We start from the raw sequence: 22,936 nt of genomic DNA on the forward strand, positions 1-22,936 counted from the left end.
ATCAAGATGTAATCCTATCGAGTAATTCAGGGATATTTTATCCCACAAGCTTATCTGTAAATCAGACAGCATAAAATGCTTAAAAGTCAATGTTTGAAGCAATAATTATTTTTCTAATCATTGGACTGATTATCACTGGAATTTTAGTCAATCCTGCCCTAGTTAAACGACGCAGAAATCGTTTCAAACATCGTCCTTTTCCGCTCCTGTGGAATGCGATTGTTGAGAATAATCTTCCTATTTACCTTCTTCTCTCTCCCGTTGAACGAAAACGGCTTCAGGGACACATTCAAGTATTTTTAGCCGAAAAACAATTTATAGGTTGTGGAGGATTAGACGTAACGGAAGAAATGAAGGTGATTATCGCGTCTGTCGCGTGTTTACTCCTACTCAACCAGCGAGAAAGCTACTTTCCTAAACTTCGTTCAATTCTAGTTTACCCCAGCACGTATCTTGTTAATGAAACAGCTTATACAGGTAATTTTATTGTGGAAGAAAGGCGTGTAGCCAGACTGGGGGAATCGTGGACAAATGACCAACTGGTACTGTCTTGGGAACAGGTGAAACACGATACTTGCAATTGGCGGGATGGACATAACGTTGTGCTTCATGAATTTGCCCATCAGTTGGATCAAGAAGATGGTAAAGCTGAGGGTGTTCCTATTTTGCACCGAAACTCAGATTATCCTACTTGGGCAAAGGTGATGACGGAAGAATATCAACAACTTTGCAATGATATTCAACGAGGCGTAAAGACGGTAATGAATAGCTACGGTGCAACGAATCCCGCAGAATTTTTTGCCGTAGCGACAGAGACATTCTTTGAAAAACCCCACCAATTACTGAAGCAGCATCCGGCACTTTATGAACAACTACAACGTTACTATCAACTAGATCCGGTGCAATGGGTTTAGATATGTTCAACTCAATCTAAGGTCAGGGGCGATCGCATAGCGTCCACCTTCGATAATATAAAAACCTACAGAGATTACGAATCGCACTCATCATGGCCTAAAATAGGATATCGTCAAATTCGAGATTTAGAATCTTGTCAACAACGCAAGTCCATTGCCCTTTGTCAACCCGATAGATAGCCAGCATCTTCTCGAAATCATCATAAAATCGCACCTCAATTCCAACAGCGCGAGAACTCCACTCAGCGTTATCAAAAAATTGTTGTAGTGAGAAGTTCTGTGCAGGATAGGTGCGGCACCAAGCTTTCAAGCGACTGTTCCAGTTATAGCCTTCAGCCTTAAGTAAGTCTCTGATCGCGTAAGTGCCGTTTCCACCTCGTCCATCCTGGTTGCCTACCTTGATAGTGAGGTGTTTTATAGCTCCAACCAAAGACTGGTAATCAGACCAATTCACTGAGGAAATGGTTTTTCTATTCCTCAATTCTTCAAGGAAAGGCGATACGTTGTTCGTTTCAGTGAGGATAAACAAATGCTCTACTGCACGAGTTAATGCAACGTAGAAAAGACGGCGCTCCTCGTCAAACACCTGCTGAATACTATCACCAAAAACACGAGAAAGCATCAAGTCTGGATGGAGCAAGGGGTAACAACGAGGGACAGCATCTAGTATGATGACTACCTTTTTTTCTAGCCCTTTGTACTTGTGAGATGTCGATATAGTTACCTTGTACCTTAAGTTTTCAGGTAGGTAGGATCGCACTTGTTGTAAAAAACTATCGAGTGTGCCATCCCTCGAATTACTCCGGCTTTCTCCGTGATTCACGTACCACGGTAAACTATTCTTCCGGCTGAGCAGAACAATGTTTTTATCTTCCTTAATAGCCTTGTTCACTAGGCGTAATACAACAGGTGTTAAGATATCTCCTGAATGCTCTTCTGACTCTTTTTGGGTTGGCTGAAAAGTTCCTAAATCAGCAATCTCAACTTTTCCTAATATACTCTTATGAACGCGGGCAGGAGTTCCCAATCCCTGCATCAATGTATTGCCCATATCGACTATGGAAGTTGCTGAGCGGTAATTGGTAGCTATATTAAGTTTGCGCGAGGGCTGGAAAAATTGCGCGAAATTTTTATAAAACCGGAGGTTAGAACCAGCAAACCCATTAATTGCTTGCCAGTCGTCCCCAACGCAGAAAAAAAGCGCTTGCGGATTCTGTTCTCGAACTGATTCTATTAAATTGTGAAAAAGTTCTGAGAAGTCTTGATATTCATCAATGAATACGTATCGCAGATGATTCAAATCCCCAGTGCCAGATTTACGGCGAAATACAGTTTCTCCTGATGCAACGATCTGTGCGGCTCTTTGCATCAGTCCATCAAAATCCTCCTCGCCTGTTGCCTGAAGACGTTCCAAATACGACTTATAAAATCTTTCTGCAAGCCCCAAAAAATGTTCCTCGATACTGTTAGCACAGCTATGAGCCTCAACAATTCTGGCTAGCTTTTCTGAGGTTAGAGACAGTTTGCGACATCTCTGGATAAATCCCACTACTGCCTTAGTAAAACGGTCTATAGCGCGGTCTTTGATTCGCAACCAAATTTCTTCTTCGCTCAAGCGAGCGCAAGTAATTCCGAAATCTTCAATAGAGTGCTTTAACAAAGTACAAAAACCTTCTACCCCCTCATGCTTTAGGGAACTTGGGGATAATTCAAGTAAACGCCAGTTAGAATTATTTTGCCAATACTGTCGCTTTTTAGCAGACATCGCATCATAATCTGGATCGCCTTCGAGTCCAAAATATTCGATAACTATCCCTTGGTTGTCTCCAGTGAAGATAGTAAAGTCAGGGCGGTAATTGATTCCATTCCACCAGAAGTTACGCTCGTATTTATATTTGATGTTGTGTTCAAATAAAAAGTCGGCAATGACCTTCTCGCCAAAAGATTTAAGGTATGTTCCATCAAGTCCTTCTCTTGGCAATGAGCGACGGTAACGCAGCATCTCTTCAGGACTTTTGTCGTAGCCACCGGAAGCGATGCGCTCCCAGTCTTCACGAAAGTGCGCCATCATCAGGACGCGAATTTCTTCGCGGTAATTTGGGTCGCGTAGGTAGTCGTCAATCACAGACTGTAGGGCGCGGCTTTTACTTTGTTCCCCATTTGGTTCGTCCAAAAGAATGCTCTCTTCCGGATGAACCAAAGCATAGGCTAATGCGTGGAACGTCATTACATGAGGAATAGAACCTTGTAGCTGCTTGGTGAGGCGCTCTCGGATCTCCTCGGCAGCCTTGCGATTGAAAGCTAAAAGCAACATCTCATCGGGTGCAACGCCGCAATGTTTCTGTAAAAACAAAGCTCGGTTGACCAACGTTGAGGTTTTACCACTGCCAGCTCTAGCTACTACTTGAACATGACTTTCAACTGCACCAATAGCTGCTGCTTGTTCAGAATCAGGAGTAGAGTTTAAGTGGTGTTGTACCCAATAGCGCACATAGTTTATTTTCTCTGATTGGTACTCCTCAAACGATATGTGTTCAATACACTGGGCTTGATAGAAGTTATGAGCATTGAGAAAGTCTTGTGCAAATTGCTCTTTTAGGCTATTGAGTAAAGTTTGCTTCTCTACCTCACGACGAACACGTTGCTGCCGTTCTTCCTCTAGTTTACGTTCCTTCTCCTTACGCTCTACTTCGAGCCGAAGTCTTTTTTGCTCTTGGTGAAGTCTCTCTTGTTCTCGACGCTGCTGTTCTCTACGTTCCTTCTCCTTGCGCTCTGCTTCGAGCCGAAGTCTCTCTCGTTCTCTGCGCTGCTGACATTCCTTCTCCTTGCGCTCTGCTTCGAGCCGAAGTCTCTCTCGTTCTCGGTGCTGCTGTTCAAGGCGAGTGTGTTCCTGACGTTGTTTCTCTAGCTGTTCAAGGCGAGTGCGTTCCTGACGTTGTTTCTCTAATTGCAAACCTATATCATCTTCTATATCGATTCTTCCCTTCTGTATAAATTCAAATATTTCTCTACAAGAAAGAGGCGGAGCTATACTATCGAATTCTCTGATAAATCTCTCTTTGGGATATCTAATAGTATATTTTCCAGCCTCTTCATAAGGGATAGTGTCTACCATTGGGTAGTTTACCCATATCTCTGAACAGTCATTTTCTAATACCAAAATTCGTCCTCTTCCTCGGACAAAATGTATCACTTCTCTTCCAACAAGGAGCGTCCACAGGTTATCGTTATCATTAATAAATTTGACAAAACTTTGAACATTATCAATCTGTGAACCGCTATCCCTATGGGAACCTGCAATTAATTTGACAAAACTTTGAACATTGTCAATCTGTGAACTATCCCTATGGGAACCTGCGCTGAAACTGCCCATCTATGCTCTGCCTGACTCTTACTCAACTGCTTGCAGCGACTTGAACGCCTATTTCTAGTTTTCCCGCTGAGTGAGCAGGTCTAACACCGACTTCAAACGAGATCGCCTCCCACGGGCAACCTCTCAACTACACCCTCACCCAGGACTCATGATTACTAAGGGTGATCGCATCGTTTAGCTTTTGCTGCACACAGACACAAAAACGATCGCAAGCGAGGCTGCTTAATCGCAGACTGAAGCGAAACCAGGCAATTCTGACAACTGGGCTGGAATTAAGCTGCGATCGCTCTGGTTTAAGCCTTTCTACTGAAACTTAAGCTCAAATGGTATTTTTCATCTCCATTCGGGAACTATAAAGTAAGATTGACTACTTTTGTGTACTTACTTGAAACTTTCTGCTGAGCCACTCCCTTGAACATCAAAAAAGATCGTCCGGCTAAGGCTACTCAACAGTTTCCCCTGCGTCTAATTCTTATAGTTCCCTTTGTATTACAAATATTTGCAGCGGTAGGGTTGGTTGGCTATCTCTCATTTATAAACGGGCAGAAAGCAGTCAATGACCTAGCCAATCAACTGATTGACAAAGCCAGTCAACAGGTTGGCGAACACTTGGATACTTATTTGGCGCTGCCACAGCAGTTGAACCAAATCAATGCAGATGCGATCGCTTCTGGACAATTAAATCTGAATAACCCCAAAGCAAGTGAGCAGTATTTCTGGAGTCAAGCCAGAGCTTTTAAAAATCTTAGCTACATTGGCTGTGCCTTACCGGATGGCAGAGAATCAGGTGCAGGGCGTTGGGTCAATGGAGTCGATCTCCTTGTCTATGAAAATCCCCGCAGAGGCGGTCTGGCATCAGACTATCTCGCTGACGACCAGGGAAACCGGAAAAGCCTTGTGCAAAGCTATCAGAACGATCCGTTAGCGAACCTTTGGAATAAACAAGTGCTAAAAACACGTAGACCAGGCTGGTCTGGGATCTCTACGTTTGAGACAAGCACTGTAGAAATCGCTGAAGCAGGCAAGGCACTGAAAAGCCAAAACACAGTTTCCAATGTTGGGATCAATTACTATGTCGCAGTCCCCGCTAGATATCCAGTTTATGACCAGAAGGGTAATCTGTCGGGTCTTCTGATGGTAGATTTGCTGCTAACGAATGTGAGTGAATTTCTTCGCAACCTGAAAGTTAGCCCTTCCGGACAAGTTTTTATCATGGAACGCGATGGCTTGCTGATTGGCAGTTCCAGCACTAAACCAGTCGTACAGAAAGTCGATGGCAAAACAACCCGGTTTAGTGCGCTAGAAAGCTCAGATCCGTTGATTCGCGCTGTGGCAGAAAAATTAAAACAACAATTCAATAATTTCAATACCCTTCAAAATACTCAAGAAATTGAGGTGAAGTTCAACGGGCAGCGTCAGTTTATTCAGGTCACTCCTTGGCGCGATCGCTTTGGGTTAGACTGGCTAGTGGTTGTCACCGTTCCGGAATCTGATTTCAATTCCCAAATTAACGCCAACACTCGCACAACTATCGTCTTGTGTCTGGGAGCATTGGCAGTAGCAACAATCCTGGGAATCTACACATCACGCTGGATTACTCGTCCCATCTTAAAGTTGAGTTTGGCATCCGAAGCGATCGCTACTGGACAGTTAGACCAAACAGTGGAAACTACCAACATCAAAGAGTTAGATGCGGTGGCACAGTCCTTTAACCACATGGCTTCTCAGTTACAAGATTCCTTTAACGAACTAGCGCAGACTAACGCCGAATTGGAAAATCGAGTTGAAGCAAGGACGGCCGAACTTTCACAAACGCTTACTGATTTACGACATACCCAGATACAACTGATCCAAACCGAAAAAATGTCCAGTTTGGGACAATTGGTTGCGGGAGTAGCCCATGAAATTAATAATCCGGTTAACTTTATTCATGGCAATTTGATACATACCGAAGAATATGCCCAAAACTTACTGAATCTGGTGAACCTTTACCAGCAGGAATATCCCAATTCCACTGCAAATATTGAAGATGAGATCGAAGAAATCGACCTCGACTTTCTCAGAGAGGATTTTCCCAAGTTGTTAGCTTCAATGCGACTAGGAGCCGAGCGCATTCGGGAAATTGTTAAATCTCTCCGCAACTTTTCCCGTTTAGATGAAGCAGAATTCAAAGAAGTAGATATTCATGAAGGATTAGATAGCACATTACTAATCTTATTCAACCGCTTGAAACCAACTTCTGACCATCCAGGTATTCAAGTCATGAAAGACTATAGCCAAATGCCGTTGGTAGAATGCTATCCGGGGCAACTCAACCAAGTCTTCATGAACGTGCTGTCGAATGCAATCGAGGCGTTGCATGAATCCGATAAAAAACGTACCTTTCAAGAGATTGTAAGTAATCCAAGTACCATTCAAATTTCCACAGAAATAAGTCATTCTAATTGGGTCATTGTTCGCATAGCGGATAACGGTCAAGGAATGGTGGAGGACGTGCGAAGCAAACTTTTTGATCCCTTCTTCACCACCAAGCCGATTGGCAAAGGGACTGGTTTAGGACTCTCCATCAGTTATCAAATTGTGACCGAAAAACATGGCGGGAAATTATATTGCCATTCCGCACCTGGACAAGGAGCAGAGTTTGCAATTGAGATACCCATTCGCCAAACTATCAAACCCCTGAACGGTGCGTTGGCGTAGCCTTTGGGAAGCGCGAAAGAGTATACGCGCTAGGGCGCGATCGCGCCCTAGCAATTAACTTAAAATTCCCGCCTTCTATTAATAACTAGCTCAAAGACCTGTTGAAACTAGCTATTTTGATAAATCCCTAAGCGGTTACTAGAATCATTGCTAAAATAGCCAGCGCAATCCCGACGCTCTGCTGGAGGGTGACTGATTCATGTAATATAAATACCGCAAGCAGGATGCTGATAACGGGGTAAAGGGCAGACATCGTTGCTACCAAAGTAACTGGGCCTCTGGAAACTGCCATGAGGAAGCAAAAAGCACCTAGAAAACCTAGCATCCCCGTGGTTATAGCAAATGCAATACCTTTGGGATGTACATCCAGTTGGAATCGTGAAGAAACGAGGACGATTATTCCTAATATTAAAGCGCCTACTACTTCGTAAACAATCGCGCTTTTGGGCTGCAAATAGGTCGTGGTCAGTTTAGGAATAAATCCCCAAAATCCCCACACGACTAAAGCGCCTAATGTTGGTAAGATCCACCCTTGCATTATTCAACAACCTCACATTCAAAGAATAATTAGACCTTTTAATCTTTGTAGAGACGTGCCATGCCCGTCTCTACAAAAGAAATGTTACCGCTCACATTAAAGCAGGATGGCTATCCGCAATCAAATCAAATCCGATTTAGGTATGCCAACAACCACAAGCCAGTCCAATCCATATTCCTCCTGCCAAGGAGTTACATAAACAAACTGATGATCGCCGTTTAATGAGAAATCAAACTGTTGCTCCTGAATCGTTTGAAAGCTGTTAAACTGCTTTTGCAACTCTTCAGCAATGGAACGAATTGCTAGATTTGGCGTGTTGAGAGCATTAAACCGTTCCAATCTGCCATCCACTCTATGCACAATAGAATGCTCATCAGCACTGCCGACTAACATTCCATCGCGCTCCATAATAAAGATTTGTCCGGAAGAAGTAACTTTCAGGGTACCCAGAAACTTGCTAATTTCGCTGAGTAGCACATCAACAATTGCTAACCCAAATAGCTTGCCATCTTTGTCATAGAGTGGACGTTCGGCATTAACCGCCACATAATTTTGATAACCGACATTAGAGGAAGTATCTTCAGGTTGGACAGACTCTTCATTAGCAACCTCTACATCATCAATATCAGCCGTAAAGATGTGAGTCCAAATCGGTTTACCTGCCTCAAGCGCCTGTTTATGCCAAGGCTGCGATAGGGCATCATAATCATAGCTTTGGATTAGATGGGTGCGGTTTCCTTGTTCATCGGTTGCATAATCGCAGCCTTTGAAATTCCGATTTTCGTAAACTGACAATTGTGTTCTCTCAATCCATCTTCCAGCGCCTGATTCTTTACTCCCGTCAGTTAAGGCAAAACCAATATAGCTAATACTGGGAAAGATTTTAGCAAGCCTCCATAAATGTTGCTCGCAAGCGATCGCATCATTGAGATCCAGTTGACCCGCAGCAACTACGTCTGCATTCAGTTGATTCAGTTGGTGGGGTAGCGCCATATACGCGGTCAACCGTTCGCTGACACGCTGACCAGCTTGGCTGATTAATCGATATGCCAAGTTATGGACTGCTTGGGTCAATTCCACTTCGGCTGAGTTTGTTTGATGTTGATCTGTGATTTGCATACAGAATTTTGTTGGTATCATTGACAACTATCAAGGCTGGGTGGAAGCTTCCAATACCCGTTGTGCAAGCATTTCTGTCTGCATCAGATTTAGGGAATAGGTGGAATTTTTTCCTGGTTTGCAACAAGATGCGAATTGAATGTCTCCGCGACATTTCGGAGATCCACACATACACTGAAATCCCTCCATGTCTTCACCGCAGAATGCAGCAAAATCTACGGTCAATTCCTCACCCGCTTTGATATCCCGTAGCGCCATCAGATCGAGTCCCTGATACCCGGTGTTGGGGTCACAAGAGTGGTTTTGTAATATCCAGTTCCCAGGATTTGAGTCACGCAAAACCAGAATATCTTCACCCAGAGGATAAATATAACGCAACAGAAATGCTTGCTCTGCTTCAGTCCAGCGAGATTGAACGTGAGAACGGGTGACAATGCGTTGTGTTCTTGCTTCTCCTGGCGCGATCGCATCGCCAGTTTTGAAATACTGAGTCGCAAAAATGCCATAAGTTGCGATCGCACTTTTTCCTACGCGATATTTCTTCTGACGGCGCTGGTGTCCGGTAATTCCCTCGGCAATTATCTGGTTAAAAAATCCCGCGTGACCTGCTGGATCAAACTTCAGAATATAATCTGCTACCGTTTCATGACCCTGAGTACCAAAAACAGCGCAAGGAGAATTGACTTCTAGAAAAAAGATTTCTCCATTCTCGTCAACTCTCAAGTCAATCGAAGCATAACCACCCTGATTCATTTCCAAAAATAGTCGTCTAGCCGCATCTCGTAAACTTAACTCAAGCTGCGGATCGTCACAAGGAACATACCATTCTGGATGACTTTGACGGAGTTTTAGATTGTAAAATTGAAAATGCTCATCCTTGGGCGGCACAAACTCGATTGGTTGATACACAATAGGCGAACAAACATCCTCTGGGTTAGCAACCAAAAGCACTGTGAACTCGCGTCCGGCGATATACTCTTCAATCAGGATAGTGTCGAAGTCAGCAATTAATTCAGTGGCTTTGCTTAACAAAGCCTCTTTTGTAGTTATATGCGATCGCGCATCAATTCCCAGACCATCTCCAGACGCTGCTGGTTTTACAAACAAAGGAAAATTTAGTTCAACAGAGGCATTCTCTACATCAGTCAACGTTTCGGCAACCCAAAAGGCTGGCGTATCAACTCCTGCAAAATAAGCAATATGCTTCATTTCCTGCTTAGGAGAATCATACAAAGTTGCCGCAGAACCCGTATAGGGAAGATTCAACGCTTCCAATGCGCTCATTACTTCATGGCAAGAAGGAACATCCCAATGTCTATAACCTCGACAAAGATTGACAAAGATATCGTAACCCTCTTTCTTCAACTCTTTTAACTGACGGTAGATCGTCGCTTTATTGAGAAATACAGAGTTTACTTCATCTTCTGGTTTTAGATTGGGAAAATAACTCGGTGAAGTGTAAGCTTCCAAGTTTACCGTTGCTTGAAAATAGTCAGGTTGCAGAACGCATACTTTCATTTTGGAAATCTCGGAGAGTTGTTTTGTTTGTGGAGTTCTAAAAGTTGGCGCTACTTGACTTCTAAGCTACAGACTCAAGCAAACAAGCTGAAGTGTTTGTCGAGACTTTTAAATTGCGACCTCGTGTAGCCTCAGCATAGGAAAACTGAGATGGCTCAAAGTGAAGCTTTAAATAGTCCATCAGGCGTAACACTTGAAGCGAACCATCTGAACAATGAAAGATATCAATTGAGGCATGACCCGTCTCAGGATAGGTATGTATCGAAACATGAGATTCACTGACGATCGCCACTGAAGTCACCCCAATTGGATAAAATTTATGGCTGAATAGTTGCACTAATGTAAAATTGGCTACTTTCAATCCTTCTCGCATCAGTTCTTCTATTTGGTTTAGATCATCTAGAAGTTCTGCGTTACGGCAATCACTGAATTCCACAAGAAGGTGAGTTCCACAAAATTCCATACCTAATTACCTACGACTTTGCTTGCATGACCCTGATTAAATCAGCCCTAAAATCCCCGCCCAGCACTGAATAACCTGGAAGTACGTTCACCCAGGCCTAACGGTATAGCCACGTTATCAGTGCCAGCAGCAGAAAATCTTGTGACCTTATTAGTAGTTTTCCCAAATCAGCAATCAAATTCACACTAACTTCACAATATTTCAATTTGTTTTCCCAAATCAGCAACCAAATTCACACTAACTTCACAATATTTTGATTTGTTAAGCTGCAAGGACTGAATCCTCACCTTGGCTTTGTTGGGGTAGAATAGGGTGTTTTGGCATTGCTGCATGATTAACTTGACAATGCCATTCAGCCTAAAATTGAACGATATCTTCAAAAGCCGTTAGGAAACTAACCTATTTGGGAACTCTAAAATTATGTATAACGTTGTGTTCTCTGAGTAACGCCAATGAATGCCAAACCTGGCTATGCTGCTAAGGCTACTCAACAGTTCCCCCTGCGGCTGATTGTGATAGTTCCCTTTTTATTACAAATATTTGCAGCGGTAGGGCTAGTTGGCTATCTCTCATTTATAAACGGGCAGAAAGCAGTCAATGACCTAGCTAATCAACTAATTGACAAAGCCAGTCAGCAGGTTGACGAACACTTGGATACTTATTTGGCACTGCCACAGCAGTTGAACCAAATCAATGCAGATGCGATCGCTTCTGGACGATTGAATCTGAATGACCCCAGAACAAGCGAGCAGTATTTCTGGAGTCAAGCTAGAGCATTTGAAACACTTAGCTATATTGGCTATGCTCTACCGAATGGTGCCGAATCAGGCGCTGGGCGTTGGGTTAATGGCGTGAATCTCCTGGTTTATGAAAATCTCCTTGGAAACGGTGCAGCATCGGATTACACCGCTGATCAACGGGGAAACCGGAAAAGCCTTGTGCAGAGTTATCAGGCTGATCCTTTATTGCCACCCGGAGTGAAAGACATTATCAAAAAAGGTAAGCCAGCCTGGGCTGCTATCTACACCTACGCATTTGAGAATACGGTACAGATTACGGAAGCAGGCAAGGCAATAAAAAGCCAAAGCGGCACTTCTGATATTGGTCTTAATTACTATGTGGCAGTTCCTGCTAGATATCCCATTTATGACCAGAAGGGCAAGTTACGCAGCCTTTTGATGGTAGATTTGCTGCTAACAAATGTGAGTGAATTTCTTCACAACCTGAAAGTTAGCCCTTCCGGACAAATTTTTATCATGGAACGCGATGGCTTGCTGATTGGCAGTTCCAGCACTCAACCAGTTGTACACAAAGTCAATGGTGAGACAAAACGCCTGAGTGCGCTAGAAACGCCAGATCCGTTGATTCGCGCCGTTGCAGAAAAATTAAAACAACAATTTAATAATTTCGCAGCCCTTCAAAATACTCAAGAACTTGAGGTGAAATTCAACGGGCAGCGTCAGTTTATTCAGGTCACTCACTGGCGCGATCGCTTTGGGTTAGACTGGCTGGTGGTTGTCACCGTGCCGGAATCTGATTTCAATTCCCAAATTAATGCCAACACTCGCACAACGATCCTCCTGTGTCTGGGAGCATTGGCAGTAGCAACGGTTTTAGGAATCTACACATCACGCTGGATTACTCGTCCCATCTTAAAGTTGAGCCAAGCATCCGAAGCGATCGCTACTGGACAGTTAGACCAAACGGTGGAAGCTACCAACATCAAAGAGTTAGATGCGGTGGCACAGTCCTTTAACCACATGGCTTCTCAGTTACAAGATTCTTTTAACGAACTGGCACAGACTAACGCCGAATTGGAAAATCGAGTTGAAGCACGCACCGCCGAACTTTCACAAACCCTTACTGATTTGCGGCGAACTCAAGCACAAGTGATTCAAACCGAAAAAATGTCCAGTTTGGGACAATTGGTTGCGGGAGTAGCCCATGAAATTAATAATCCGGTTAACTTTATTCATGGCAATGTCACCTTTGTCGATGAATATGCTCAAAATCTTCTAGAGTTAGTGCAGCTTTACCAGGCGGAATATCCCCTTCCCACACCTGCAATTGAAGCCAAAATTGTTGATATAGATTTAGAGTTTATCAACGAAGATATGTTGAAGTTACTCTCATCAATGAAATTGGGGACTGAACGCATACGAGAAATTGTTAAATCGCTAAGGACGTTTTCTCGATTGGATGAAGCGGACATGAAAGAAGTGGATATCCATGAAGGAATTGAAAGTACGCTGCTGATCTTGCAACATCGCCTAAAACCAAAACCAGACCGCCCAGCGATCGCAGTAATTCGAGACTATGGAAAGTTGCCCCTTGTGGAGTGTTATCCGGGACAACTCAACCAAGTCTTAATGAATATCGTGGTAAACGCGATTGATGCACTCGAAGAAACCAAAGCCAATTGCACCTATCAGGAGAAAAAAGACCATCCCGATCAAATCACTATCTCCACTTCAGTGATTGATTCGCAATGGGTGCAAATCGCGATCGCGGATAATGGAGTTGGTATTCCCCAAGACGTTCAGCAACGGATATTCAATCCCTTCTTCACAACTAAACCGATTGGGAAAGGAACGGGGATGGGGATGTCCATCAGTTATCAAATTATTACGGAAAAACATGGCGGTAAATTGGAATGCTTCTCCACTCCTGGTGAGGGAAGCGAGTTTGCGATTCAGATTCCCATCCGTCAACAAGTCAGCGCTGCTGTCTAACGGCATTCAGGGGATGCCAGACGGACTGAGCAAGTTTAGCGGTATAACTATGAATGAATGCCAGTGCGATCGCTCTGGTTTCATCAAGAATGCGATCGCATAAATCAGCTTTTGCTGCGCGCACTTCTATACTTCACCAACCTCTAGTCGGGTAATGCGAGTCCGGTTCGAGGATCGCGGATATAAAGCCCTAGAACTAACGAATCCATAACCGTATCCCACACAGGAATCAGGCGATCTGCATCGTCCACCCAGTAGTCAAAAGTAATCAGACACTGAACACCAGAACCTAGCCCAATACAGATTCGGGAATAAGCTTCGCGCTTTTCTTCAGGATCAATAAATTTGAATTGAGTCCAAACGATACGAGCAGTTTGGCGCTTGAGTTGAATAATTTCCCCTGGCGCGATCGGCTGACGCTCATCATCTTTAACCACCTTCTTTAATAGCGGAACTAGCGGAAAATCTGCCCAGTTGCCAGGAGGCAGTAAATTAAAGGAAGCTTCTAAACGAGCATCATCGTTGGGTGGCTTTTTGTCTAGAAACCGGAATGACTTCTCATCCGGTTCAAAATGCCAATCCTCAGGGACATCGAAGCGCAAGGCTCCTCGTCCTGCTACGAAGATCCGATTTCCTGGCTTTGATTTCCAGTTGTGGTCTTCTTTTAACTCTAAGGTTTCCTTAAGCCATTGGAGATTGTGCTTTTTCTTCTTAGACATAGCCGCCCCAGTGTTGACCTCCCTTTTATTTTGCCGTAGGTTGGTTTTAACTGTAGATGTTTGTTGGTGCCATGTCTGACGACAAGCCGCTCAAGCGTCTACGCTCATCAACCTACTCTAAGCTATTCAAATACTTGCTCAACGTTGGAAATTGCCGTGTTTCGGTGCGACTGTATCCTTGAATATAGGGCATGACTCTCTCCTGTTGCTCCCACACTCGATCCTAACTCCTCCACCGATGGCGGCACACATGAACGCTGGTATCTAAGCCGGGACAAACCAATGGGTTGCTTGGGTTCGTTCTGATATTATTTGTCAGAGTCCTAATGAGAATTAGGTTAAGGTCGCAGGCTAACACAGCGCCTTGTTAGCCTGCTGTTATTAAACCTTTGCCTCCCATTCCTGCTTCAAGATGCCGTATACGAGGGTGTCGTGCCACTGTCCCCGGATGCTCACATTCTCTCGCAACCGACCTTCTTGGCTCATGCCAAGCTTCTGCGCCAATGACACCGCCCCTCTATTTTCAGCGATACAGTGTGCATAAATGCGATGCAGGCCAATCTCTGTAAAGCCAAAGCGCAGTAGCAGGCGACCCATCTCAACCGGATAATTTCGACCCCAATGCTCAGGAGCCAATTCACACCCAATTTCTGCTTCTGGGGCATCGGGATGGCTCTTACGGATGCCGCAGTTACCAATCAGCTTATCCTGTTTTTGTAGAGCTATTGCCCACTGATACCTCCATCGGGGCTTCTCCTGCTGCCACTGGAGGAAGCGATTAACGAAGGCACGAGCGTCCGCCTCAGTGCACCCGGATGGATAAAAGCGTTGGTATGCACGGGTGGATTGATATGCTAAAACGGCTGGCCAGTCGGCTTCCGTAAATTCGCGCAGCAGCAGGCGATCAGTTTGAAGAAGCATGACTAAATTCCGAAGTTAAAACCAACTTCAACTTCAGTTTACCTGCCACCAATAACCTACGGCACGGCTCAACGCAGTAGGCAGGGGGCTAATTCTTATTTATGCGATCGCAACCATGAATAAGAGATAGCGATCACGCTTTGGGGATTGCGATCGCTTTTTTTGGTGTGTGGCGTAAGGGCGATTGATACTGCTAGCTAACGAGGGTCAGAAACGCTGGAAATTCTCCACAAACTGTTTCCCGCATTCCTTACAGAGATAGCATTGCTTCCCCCTTCGATACCCGTTTTTAGATAACTGCTCCGATTGACAATGCGGACATTTCATTACTTTCATTACATCGCCCAGCCGACCGTCCCCTACATACGGCTCTAAATATGACACCAACAAGTCCTCAATCTGCTGCACCAACTGTTGACGATGCTGTTGCTCTGGGTTGCGAAGTGCCGACAGAAGAACAGCATTACTGCTGTGGACGCAAACCTCTGCCAGTAGACTACATTGTGCTTTACTCAATGCCGAATTTCTTTGCTTTAAGAGACCAGCCATGAAGTCAATTGCTTCTTGAGTCATGCTTTCATCGATCGACTGGAAAATCTGGCGAGATATAAAAAACTGCACAAACACCACCCGTGACACAGGCTGTTCAAACATCTGTGCGATCGCGCTGACCAATCCCTTAATCATCTGTCGGAGTGGTAATCGAACCATCTCTGGTGTATCTGCGCTTGACCACAAGGCCTTAACCCGCTCGGTATGGCGTAATTCCATCGCATTAAAAATGGCAGCTTTATCGGGAAAAAACTGATACAAAGACCCAATCGCCGTCCCCGCTTTGGCTGCAATTAGATGGGTGGTTGCCGCTTCATAGCCCACCTCGTCAAACACTGCCGCCGCTGCATCCAAGATTTTTTCGACCCGTTCTTTACCTCGCTGCTGTTTAGGTTGACGGCGCAGACTTCTTGACGAATGTGAATATTCTGTCATATTCTAAAAACACGACGGATTTCTCACAATTTTATCTCTACCGGAGAACATTATGCAGTCTATGCTTTTCGGTGCGCCCTGGTTGTTGGCGCACAAGTCGATGTTGGTAGTGAACCAACCTCGGAGAATTTCTCTGTATGGTAATGATTATGTAATGTGGAAAGACGCTGCTGGAGCAATCCATGCCCTGCCCAATGCCTGTCCTCACATGGGAGCAATGTTGTCAGAAGGATGGTGCGAAGCACGCATTGATGGTACGAGTACGGTCGTCTGCCCGTTTCATGCCTTGCCGTTTGATTCAGAAGGATGCACCGTTTTGCCGGGATCGGAAAAGAAAACGTTGCCTCAACTGAAACCTTTAGAGTTAAAAATTCAAGGAGATTTCATCTGGTCTTACGGCGGATACGAGGCGAAAGTGCCGATTCCCACTGTGCTGAATGAGATTGCAGATACCTACTACTTTGTCGGGCATACCGCAGATACAAGTGTAGAGACCGATTTGCTCACTATGTTGCTGAATATGCACGACTATAATCACCAAAACGGTACTCACCGGGAATTATTCCGGGTTACTAATGTGGAATTTCATCAATTTATTGACAATGGGCATCATTCCCATGCGTTTTATGATATGCCCACTGCCCCTTATAGCTTGGCAGAAAAGCTGAGAAAACTCGATTTATTCCTTCTCCCGACAACCATCAAAGCCCACCTGGAAAACCACTTCCCATCTCTGGTGATTTTTCATGGTGAAATGCCATTAGGTAAAGTAGTCCAGTGTCACATCTTTATCCCAGAAGCCGAGAACCGCACAAGGACTTACATTTTGCTATTTGGTCAAGCCACGCACCCTGCCTTTAAGCTATTTGGCAGGACATATCTTAAGTTTGGCAAAGTGGTAGTCGATCAAGATGCTGATATTTTGGGTAAAATTTATCCGAATACGCCTCAGAAAATTAAACTCAATAATGAGGTGGGTATGGACTGGGTGCGGCGCAATTTTCAAAGTTTCCCAAATGTTGTAGAACCTAATCTTTCAAAGTAGACGGCGCATAGCTCTTCAATATTATGGTAGCTGTTCGTTTCAGCATCACCCCATAGCGATCGCTTTTTTGGGGTATGGAGTAAATGGAAACTAATACTGCTACTGAACGGTGGTCAGAACTGGCGGAATGGGCGATCTCCAACAACCCGCCTCATCTGCGGCAGATATCTTTTCACTCTAAATTGATAAATCACGTTCCGTCAGGTGCAGGCGAAGTGTTAGACTGGTGGCAATCGAGAGCTAGCATCCCATTCTTGGCAAATACACTGAAACCATCCAAAAATTCGATGGCTGCTTCATTCTCCGCATGAGGTTGATTTTGCTCATCAAGCAGCACTTTATGTGGACGTTGACAGGTGAAACAGAAATCTTGAAATAAAAATGTCCAACCACACTCAGAAACGTATGTTCTGAGTGTGTGCCATAAGTCTTCTTCTATGAAGCATCCTAGCTCAGAGGTGCAGAAATCTAGCAATCCACAAATACTACATTCTGTATCTGGTGAAACCAAACCTGTTGTCAAATAGAACCAAAATTGCTCAATTTGCCTTTGATGATTGGGTTTACCGGATTTCCAGATTAAAGATAATTTTTCACTATCGCGTAGGCTTAAACGTATCACGCTATTGAGCGGGGACGAGAAGCTAAATTGTTTATGCAAACTGTTCCATAGCTCAATATCGAACTGCTGTCCCACAAGTTCAATCAGCGGATAAACAATATGTCTACGAAAAGAATCACGAAAAAATCCATGTTTGATTAATTGATTTTTAACTTTTCTAATGATGTTGTTCAGCTTACGTTGATTGAATAAGTTTGCAGCCGGATGAATATGGGTTATAAAGCTGAGGTTAGCTAGACTACGCGGACTGTCAAAATAGTATATGTCCGGTATTTCTGCGTTTGATATTTTCTGGTAAACTGCCTCAATTGCGGAAAAGGCTCTTATCTTATCAACTGGCTGGGTTGAGATTGCCATTGAATACCACTTCATTCGATAGTCAGCAATCAGAGCTTTTTTTTGTGCTGTCAATTCAGAAATCATTGATATCCCTTAGCGAACTTAAATGGTCTGAAAGCTTACTTTTATCTACAAAATTCTCACTCTAACTATTAACTATAGCCCCATTGCAGTATAAGATTTCTTATAGGTATAAACTACCCCTCTAAATAGCGGAAGTCTAAAGGCGATCGCAACTATGAATAAAGAAAGCGATCGCTTCCTACTATAATTCCAACACCATATTTTGCTAGGGATTTGCTGCTGCAAAGGTATTGCATTGTGCAGGATCTCCCGTCTGAATCCCCCGCTTGAACCAGCGGACTCGCTGCGCTGAACTACCGTGAGTAAAAGAATCCGGGACAACATGCCCTTTGGACTGACTCTGCAAGCGATCATCGCCAATACTGCTAGCAGCATTCAGCGCCTCTTCAACGTCGCCTTCCTCCAGAATTTGCCGGGAGCGATTAGCATGATGCGCCCAGATGCCAGCAAAACAGTCTGCTTGTAACTCCAACCGGACTGAAAGTTGATTCGCCTCAGCGCGGCTAGCTTGACGCTGTAATGTCCGAACTTTACTCGAAATTCCCATTAAATTCTGCACATGATGCCCAACCTCGTGAGCAATTACATACGCCTGGGCAAAGTCTCCGGGTGCGTTGAGCTTATACTTCAAATCCTGATAAAAACTTAAGTCAATATAGACTTTTTGATCGGCGGGGCAATAAAACGGCCCAACAGCAGAACTTGCAGAACCACAAGCCGACTGTACCGAATTTGAGAAAAGAACTAACTTAGGCTCGACATAGTTTTCTCCGTTTTGGCGAAACAGGGTACCCCATGTATCTTCTGTATCCGCCAAGACAACGGAAACGAAATCAGCCATGCGATCGTTCGCAGCAGATGATTGTGTTCGAGGAGACTGGGAAGAAGTGCGATCGCTTGGCGCTGGTTCTTGTCCTTGTTGCAACACTGCACCGGGATCGCCCCCCAAGAGGGCAACAATTACTGCCAGAAGGATTGTCCCAATCCCGCCCCCTACCACAGGCCCGGAAACCCCACCCCCGCGTCTGTCCTCAACGTTGCTGCTTTTCCGACCGAATTCCCAGCGCATAGCTTCAAGTCTCCAAACTACTCAACCCAGGAGAAGTAAGTAAAGTGCTATTTCACCTTACCCAGACTTTCCACAACCCACTACAAATATTAGCGATCGCCTTCTTCTAGATCCTCTACCAGAGGGACGGCGCTGATTTATAGACGATCCTTCTTAGGGAAGGCTATCTCATGGTCAAACAGTAGGGGCATGGCACTGCCATGCCCCTAGACAAGGAATAGGAGGTTAATAAATCCACGCTCCTTATGCTTAATTAACCCTAAGCTCTACCAGTCTTTGTATAGTTTACGTTCAGACAGCTCAGAACCAGTGCTTAGGATACGTCCTGTCTTGAGCAAGATTGTTAAAAACTACTGCACAGAGTAGCAAAATAATAGAACCTTCAAGTGTCGGGGTTAGCAGAAACTGCCACTGTGCCTTCGTCATCATTATGACTAATGCAACAGCTCCCGAAGGTGGATGCAATGTCCCAGTGAACTGCATCATGCCAATAGCAGTTGCCACAGCCATTCCCATCGCCCAGGGTTCCGCACCGAAAAGATGCAAAATCGTTAAGCTAACTAGAGCAGCTATAAAATTACGGCCAATTACATTACGCGGTTGTGCCAAGGGACTATCAGGTACGCCAAAAATCAAGACGCTGGTGGCACCAAAGGGAGCCATTAGTAGAGGAGCGCCAGTTTTCACTGATAAATAAGCTGTGGCTGCAATGCCGATGAAACTACCCAGCGAACTCCACAGAATATGCCTATGATCGGGTCTCTCTAAAGGAACTGCACGTTTACTACCGCGTATTTTTAAGCAGTAATTGTCTACTCTCAAGCGAATGCTTGCGTAATTTAATTGAGGGAGAATTGTACGATAATTTCGTCCTTTAGGCAGATAGCTTTTCATCAATTTTTTAGTTTTAACAGATAGTAAAATTAGAAAAATTAGTCATGAAAAATTACTCTGCTCAGCTTGGAAATATATCTGAAAATTTGCAAGCTATGGCAAGGTGAATATCTAAATTTTGCAATTCAACTGTATTGCTATAAAAACGTTAAATGCTGTTATTCAATCTACGGAAAGAAGGTATAGATGCCATGATTCGCTTTCATACAAGCAGAAGGATGACAAAAACCCATTTAACATGAAAAATATTCTCCCGCGTTAACAAATGTCATGAAATCTTAACAATATAATTAACATTATCTTTTCCTCGCTCAAAATGAAACCTCTAATTCATAAGAATAAGCAATCTAAGTAATCAGCTTTATTGATAGGTTGAGAGCAAAAAGCGATCGCTTGCTTCATTCACGCAAGTGATCGCTCGTATCGGTGGATTTTGACTGCATGGAGGCAAAGCGTGCGATCGCTTGCTTAAAAGATTGCCAGGTTATCTATTTGCAAAGCGGGAAGCCGGGAAGTTGAAGAGACTTTGAAAATTAGATTGCCGTTCCGCTATGGGTTCTGGTGCATCGTCCCAAAGGCTTTCATAATAGAAGAAAGTTACACCCAAACCGCGATCGCGAGCTGCTCGCACTTTAGCCTGAATTAGTTGCATCGAAACACGCTTCCTTCTTAAGCCTGTGAGGACACCAACTCCAGTGGGAATTTTTTGTTGCACTTCTTGAATTTCCGGGCGGATGAGCTGGTCAAGAAAACTTTGCAGATCGGGACGATAAACTTGCACAATTAACTCATCCACGATATCTTTTCGCACCCAAGTCAGCCAATCTTGCAGATAAGTATTGTAAGCGGTAACGTAGGGATTAGGAGCAACGGAGAAAATGGCGTTGGGTTTTCTCTCTTTTACAGCTTTATTGAGCTGTGTCATGAATGCCGTGATTTTATCTGCACGCCAGCGCACCCATGCAGGATCTTTAGGATTGGAAGGCGCATCTTTCTTGGTTTCCTGTTTGTACAAAGCAAGCGTGTAGCGATCGTAGCCAAATTCATTGGGCAAACTGGTGTGATCGTCAAACTGAATACCATCGGCATCATATTTAGTGACGACTTCCAGCACCAGATCGGTGATGAACTGCTGCACCTCTGGATGGAAGGGATTGAGCCAAACAACCTCACCCGCAGCGCCAATCCAAGTTTGGCTACCATCCCGCCGTTGCGTAATCCAATTAGGATGATTTGATGTCAGTTCCGACATCGGGGGAGCCATGAAACCAAACTCAAACCAGGGAATCGCTAGCAAGCCTTGGCGATGGGCTTGGGCAATCAAGTCAGCGATGATATCTTGTCCTTGTAAACCTTTGCTGACAAAAGATTGAATACCTTCCCGTTGTGCTATGGCACTCTCGTAAAGCGTATAGCCAGAATTCCACACTACAGGATAGATCGTGTTGAAGTTTAGCTGCGCCAGTTGACTTACAGCATTTTGCAGTTTGGGGCGATCTCTGAGGATTTTAGTGTCATTGTTGGTCATCCAAACGCCGCGGATTTCCTGAAAATGTTTCTGAGGGGTGGCTTCTGGTATTGGGCTTTCCTCGATTGCTTCTGGTTCTGGCATTGGACTTTGCGCGATCGCAGAGATGGGGTGGCCAGCCAGCAATACTGCGATGAATGATGCCAGAAACAGTAACAAGAGATACTTGAGCGATCGCCACCAACCTCTAGGGATGAAATGCAATTTCATAAGTTTGAATGTATAAGTGAGCTACCCGATCGCTTAGCCTGGTGATGAAATTAACGATTAATAGTCTACAGCTATTTATATATACTAAAAAGTTGATTATTAACAGGAATCATTCAATCAGTAATCTGGAATTGTTGTATTAGGAAAACTGAGGCATCAATGTATTTTAAGTAGAATTACGGACTAGCTTAATTGAAACTGAGGATTAGCTATCGTAAGGTCGTCAAAACGGTGTTGTTGGTTGCAGATGAATAATTTACCCAGATTGCAGATGCACAAAGCGAACTTCTCTCGCGTAAGTGCGATCGCGAAGCGCCGACCTGTCGGTTCGCGCTATTGCTTCATAAGCCTGTCTTGCTCTAGGGCGCATAAAATAAGGGTAAAGGCTATTCAGGTTAGCTTAGGCAGAGTAATAAGGAGCCAGAAATGAATTTAGCAGAGTTAGTGCCGATGGTGCGACAACTTTCTGCACCCGATAAACTTAAGTTGATCCGTATCCTGGCGGAAGAGTTAGATACTAATGAGGATATTTCTCCTTTAGAACCTTACAAGGTTTATTATTTGCCAACTCCTTATGAGGCTTTTGGTGCGGGTGAGACATTGATGCAAGCAATGCACTCAGCTGATAATGAGGGTGATTGAACAGGATGCGCTTCAAATACTCTACATCTGACTCATCTCAAAATGAGTTTGATACTTTGCCACGCATTCCCCTGTTCCTTCGCAACAATGACCAAACTGTTGAAGTTGTTGGATTGGTCGATAGTGGTGCAACTGTGAATGTATTGCCCTACGATATTGGCATCCAACTTGGCGGAGGTTGGGACGAACGCAGAGCGATTATTCGGTTAGCAGGTAATCTTGGTAATCAACCAGCAATGCCACTATTTGCAATGGGTGAGATCGGAGAGTTTGCTCCTGTGCGGTTAGCATTTGCCTGGGTCAAGAGTAATCAGGTGCCACTGATTCTTGGACAGACTAACTTTTTTATGGAATTTGATATTTGCTTTTATCGTTCCAAGCTTGAGTTTGAGATACAACCGCGATCGGGAGCATCCCGGTTTTGTAAAACTACTATCAAGAGAGGATAATAGGTAGAGCGTCAACAGAAGTGTGAACTGCATTCGTAGGAGGAGCGGCTATGACCCCTGAACAAAAGGA

The 22,936-nt window shown here is 44.3% G+C and carries 18 protein-coding genes and 2 pseudogenes; 6 read left to right on the forward strand and 14 right to left on the reverse strand.

The features are described 5' to 3' along the window. The first annotated feature begins 89 nt into the window (after positions 1-89). Positions 90-914 (forward strand): M90 family metallopeptidase, encoded by an 825-nt coding sequence (locus H6F63_RS15785; protein WP_190638536.1) that lies wholly within the window; start codon positions 90-92, stop codon positions 912-914. Positions 915-1,011: 97 nt separating this feature from the next. Here the strand turns inward: H6F63_RS15785 and H6F63_RS15790 are convergent, their stop codons facing one another. After that, entirely contained in the window at positions 1,012-4,029 is a 3,018-nt protein-coding gene (locus H6F63_RS15790; RefSeq protein WP_199298068.1) for a UvrD-helicase domain-containing protein, read from the reverse strand. A gap of 669 nt (positions 4,030-4,698) precedes the next feature. On the opposite strand from H6F63_RS15790, the gene H6F63_RS15795 reads away from it, so the two are divergent. Then, positions 4,699-6,987: an ATP-binding protein gene (locus H6F63_RS15795; protein WP_199298069.1), complete on the forward strand. Its 2,289-nt coding sequence runs from the start codon at positions 4,699-4,701 to the stop codon at positions 6,985-6,987. A gap of 127 nt (positions 6,988-7,114) precedes the next feature. Here the strand turns inward: H6F63_RS15795 and H6F63_RS15800 are convergent, their stop codons facing one another. From H6F63_RS15800 to speD, 4 genes are all read right to left on the reverse strand, one after another. After that, on the reverse strand, positions 7,115-7,525 hold the full coding sequence (locus H6F63_RS15800; RefSeq protein ID WP_190638538.1) for an EamA family transporter: 411 nt from the start codon (positions 7,523-7,525) through the stop codon (positions 7,115-7,117). Between the two features lie 120 nt (positions 7,526-7,645). Next, on the reverse strand, positions 7,646-8,644 hold the full coding sequence (locus tag H6F63_RS15805; RefSeq protein ID WP_190638539.1) for a cache domain-containing protein: 999 nt from the start codon (positions 8,642-8,644) through the stop codon (positions 7,646-7,648). Positions 8,645-8,674: 30 nt separating this feature from the next. Next, positions 8,675-10,162: an SET domain-containing protein-lysine N-methyltransferase gene (locus H6F63_RS15810; protein ID WP_190638540.1), complete on the reverse strand. Its 1,488-nt coding sequence runs from the start codon at positions 10,160-10,162 to the stop codon at positions 8,675-8,677. 61 nt (positions 10,163-10,223) lie between these two features. After that, the gene (speD, locus tag H6F63_RS15815; protein WP_190638541.1) at positions 10,224-10,625 is read right to left on the reverse strand and encodes an adenosylmethionine decarboxylase; all 402 of its coding nucleotides are present in this window, start codon (positions 10,623-10,625) and stop codon (positions 10,224-10,226) included. Positions 10,626-11,077: 452 nt separating this feature from the next. On the opposite strand from speD, the gene H6F63_RS15820 reads away from it, so the two are divergent. Further along, positions 11,078-13,357 (forward strand): ATP-binding protein, encoded by a 2,280-nt coding sequence (locus H6F63_RS15820; protein WP_190638542.1) that lies wholly within the window; start codon positions 11,078-11,080, stop codon positions 13,355-13,357. Here the strand turns inward: H6F63_RS15820 and H6F63_RS15825 are convergent. From H6F63_RS15825 to H6F63_RS15840, 5 genes and pseudogenes are all read right to left on the reverse strand, one after another. Next, the gene (locus tag H6F63_RS15825; RefSeq protein WP_190638543.1) at positions 13,341-13,481 is read right to left on the reverse strand and encodes a hypothetical protein; all 141 of its coding nucleotides are present in this window, start codon (positions 13,479-13,481) and stop codon (positions 13,341-13,343) included. The two genes, H6F63_RS15820 and H6F63_RS15825, sit on opposite strands and share 17 nt — an antisense overlap. Before the next feature lie 19 nt (positions 13,482-13,500). Next, positions 13,501-14,076 (reverse strand): hypothetical protein, encoded by a 576-nt coding sequence (locus H6F63_RS15830; RefSeq protein ID WP_190638544.1) that lies wholly within the window; start codon positions 14,074-14,076, stop codon positions 13,501-13,503. A gap of 381 nt (positions 14,077-14,457) precedes the next feature. Next, positions 14,458-14,997 carry a GNAT family protein gene (locus H6F63_RS15835; protein ID WP_190638545.1) on the reverse strand — a complete coding sequence of 180 codons (540 nt, stop codon included), beginning with the start codon at positions 14,995-14,997 and terminating at the stop codon, positions 14,458-14,460. A gap of 222 nt (positions 14,998-15,219) precedes the next feature. Then, positions 15,220-15,324 (reverse strand): annotated as a pseudogene (locus tag H6F63_RS30080) (TetR/AcrR family transcriptional regulator); the annotation flags it as partial. 57 nt (positions 15,325-15,381) lie between these two features. Next, positions 15,382-15,984: pseudogene (locus H6F63_RS15840) on the reverse strand (TetR/AcrR family transcriptional regulator); the annotation flags it as partial. Positions 15,985-16,036: 52 nt separating this feature from the next. Here H6F63_RS15840 and H6F63_RS15845 point away from each other — a divergent pair. Next, positions 16,037-17,029 carry a Rieske 2Fe-2S domain-containing protein gene (locus H6F63_RS15845; RefSeq protein ID WP_190638547.1) on the forward strand — a complete coding sequence of 331 codons (993 nt, stop codon included), beginning with the start codon at positions 16,037-16,039 and terminating at the stop codon, positions 17,027-17,029. 190 nt (positions 17,030-17,219) lie between these two features. Here the strand turns inward: H6F63_RS15845 and H6F63_RS15850 are convergent, their stop codons facing one another. From H6F63_RS15850 to H6F63_RS15865, 4 genes are all read right to left on the reverse strand, one after another. Beyond that, entirely contained in the window at positions 17,220-18,074 is an 855-nt protein-coding gene (locus H6F63_RS15850; protein WP_190638548.1) for a hypothetical protein, read from the reverse strand. 205 nt (positions 18,075-18,279) lie between these two features. Beyond that, complete coding sequence (locus H6F63_RS15855; protein ID WP_190638549.1) at positions 18,280-19,143, reverse strand: neutral zinc metallopeptidase; 864 nt, start codon at positions 19,141-19,143, stop codon at positions 18,280-18,282. 300 nt (positions 19,144-19,443) lie between these two features. Continuing rightward, a complete protein-coding gene (locus H6F63_RS15860) occupies positions 19,444-20,037 on the reverse strand; it encodes an HPP family protein (protein ID WP_190638550.1) in 594 nt (197 codons plus the stop codon). Positions 20,038-20,521: 484 nt separating this feature from the next. Continuing rightward, positions 20,522-21,775: a glycoside hydrolase family 10 protein gene (locus H6F63_RS15865; RefSeq protein WP_190638551.1), complete on the reverse strand. Its 1,254-nt coding sequence runs from the start codon at positions 21,773-21,775 to the stop codon at positions 20,522-20,524. A gap of 426 nt (positions 21,776-22,201) precedes the next feature. On the opposite strand from H6F63_RS15865, the gene H6F63_RS15870 reads away from it, so the two are divergent. Then, positions 22,202-22,417, forward strand: coding sequence for a hypothetical protein (locus tag H6F63_RS15870; RefSeq protein ID WP_190638552.1), 216 nt, complete (start codon positions 22,202-22,204; stop codon positions 22,415-22,417). Positions 22,418-22,422: 5 nt separating this feature from the next. Then, complete coding sequence (locus tag H6F63_RS15875) at positions 22,423-22,866, forward strand: hypothetical protein (protein ID WP_190638553.1); 444 nt, start codon at positions 22,423-22,425, stop codon at positions 22,864-22,866. Positions 22,867-22,936: the final 70 nt, after the last annotated feature.

The sequence above is a fragment of the Trichocoleus sp. FACHB-40 genome (assembly GCF_014695915.1).
In the GTDB taxonomy this organism is placed as follows: Bacteria; Cyanobacteriota; Cyanobacteriia; order Cyanobacteriales; family FACHB-T130; genus Funiculus; species Funiculus sociatus.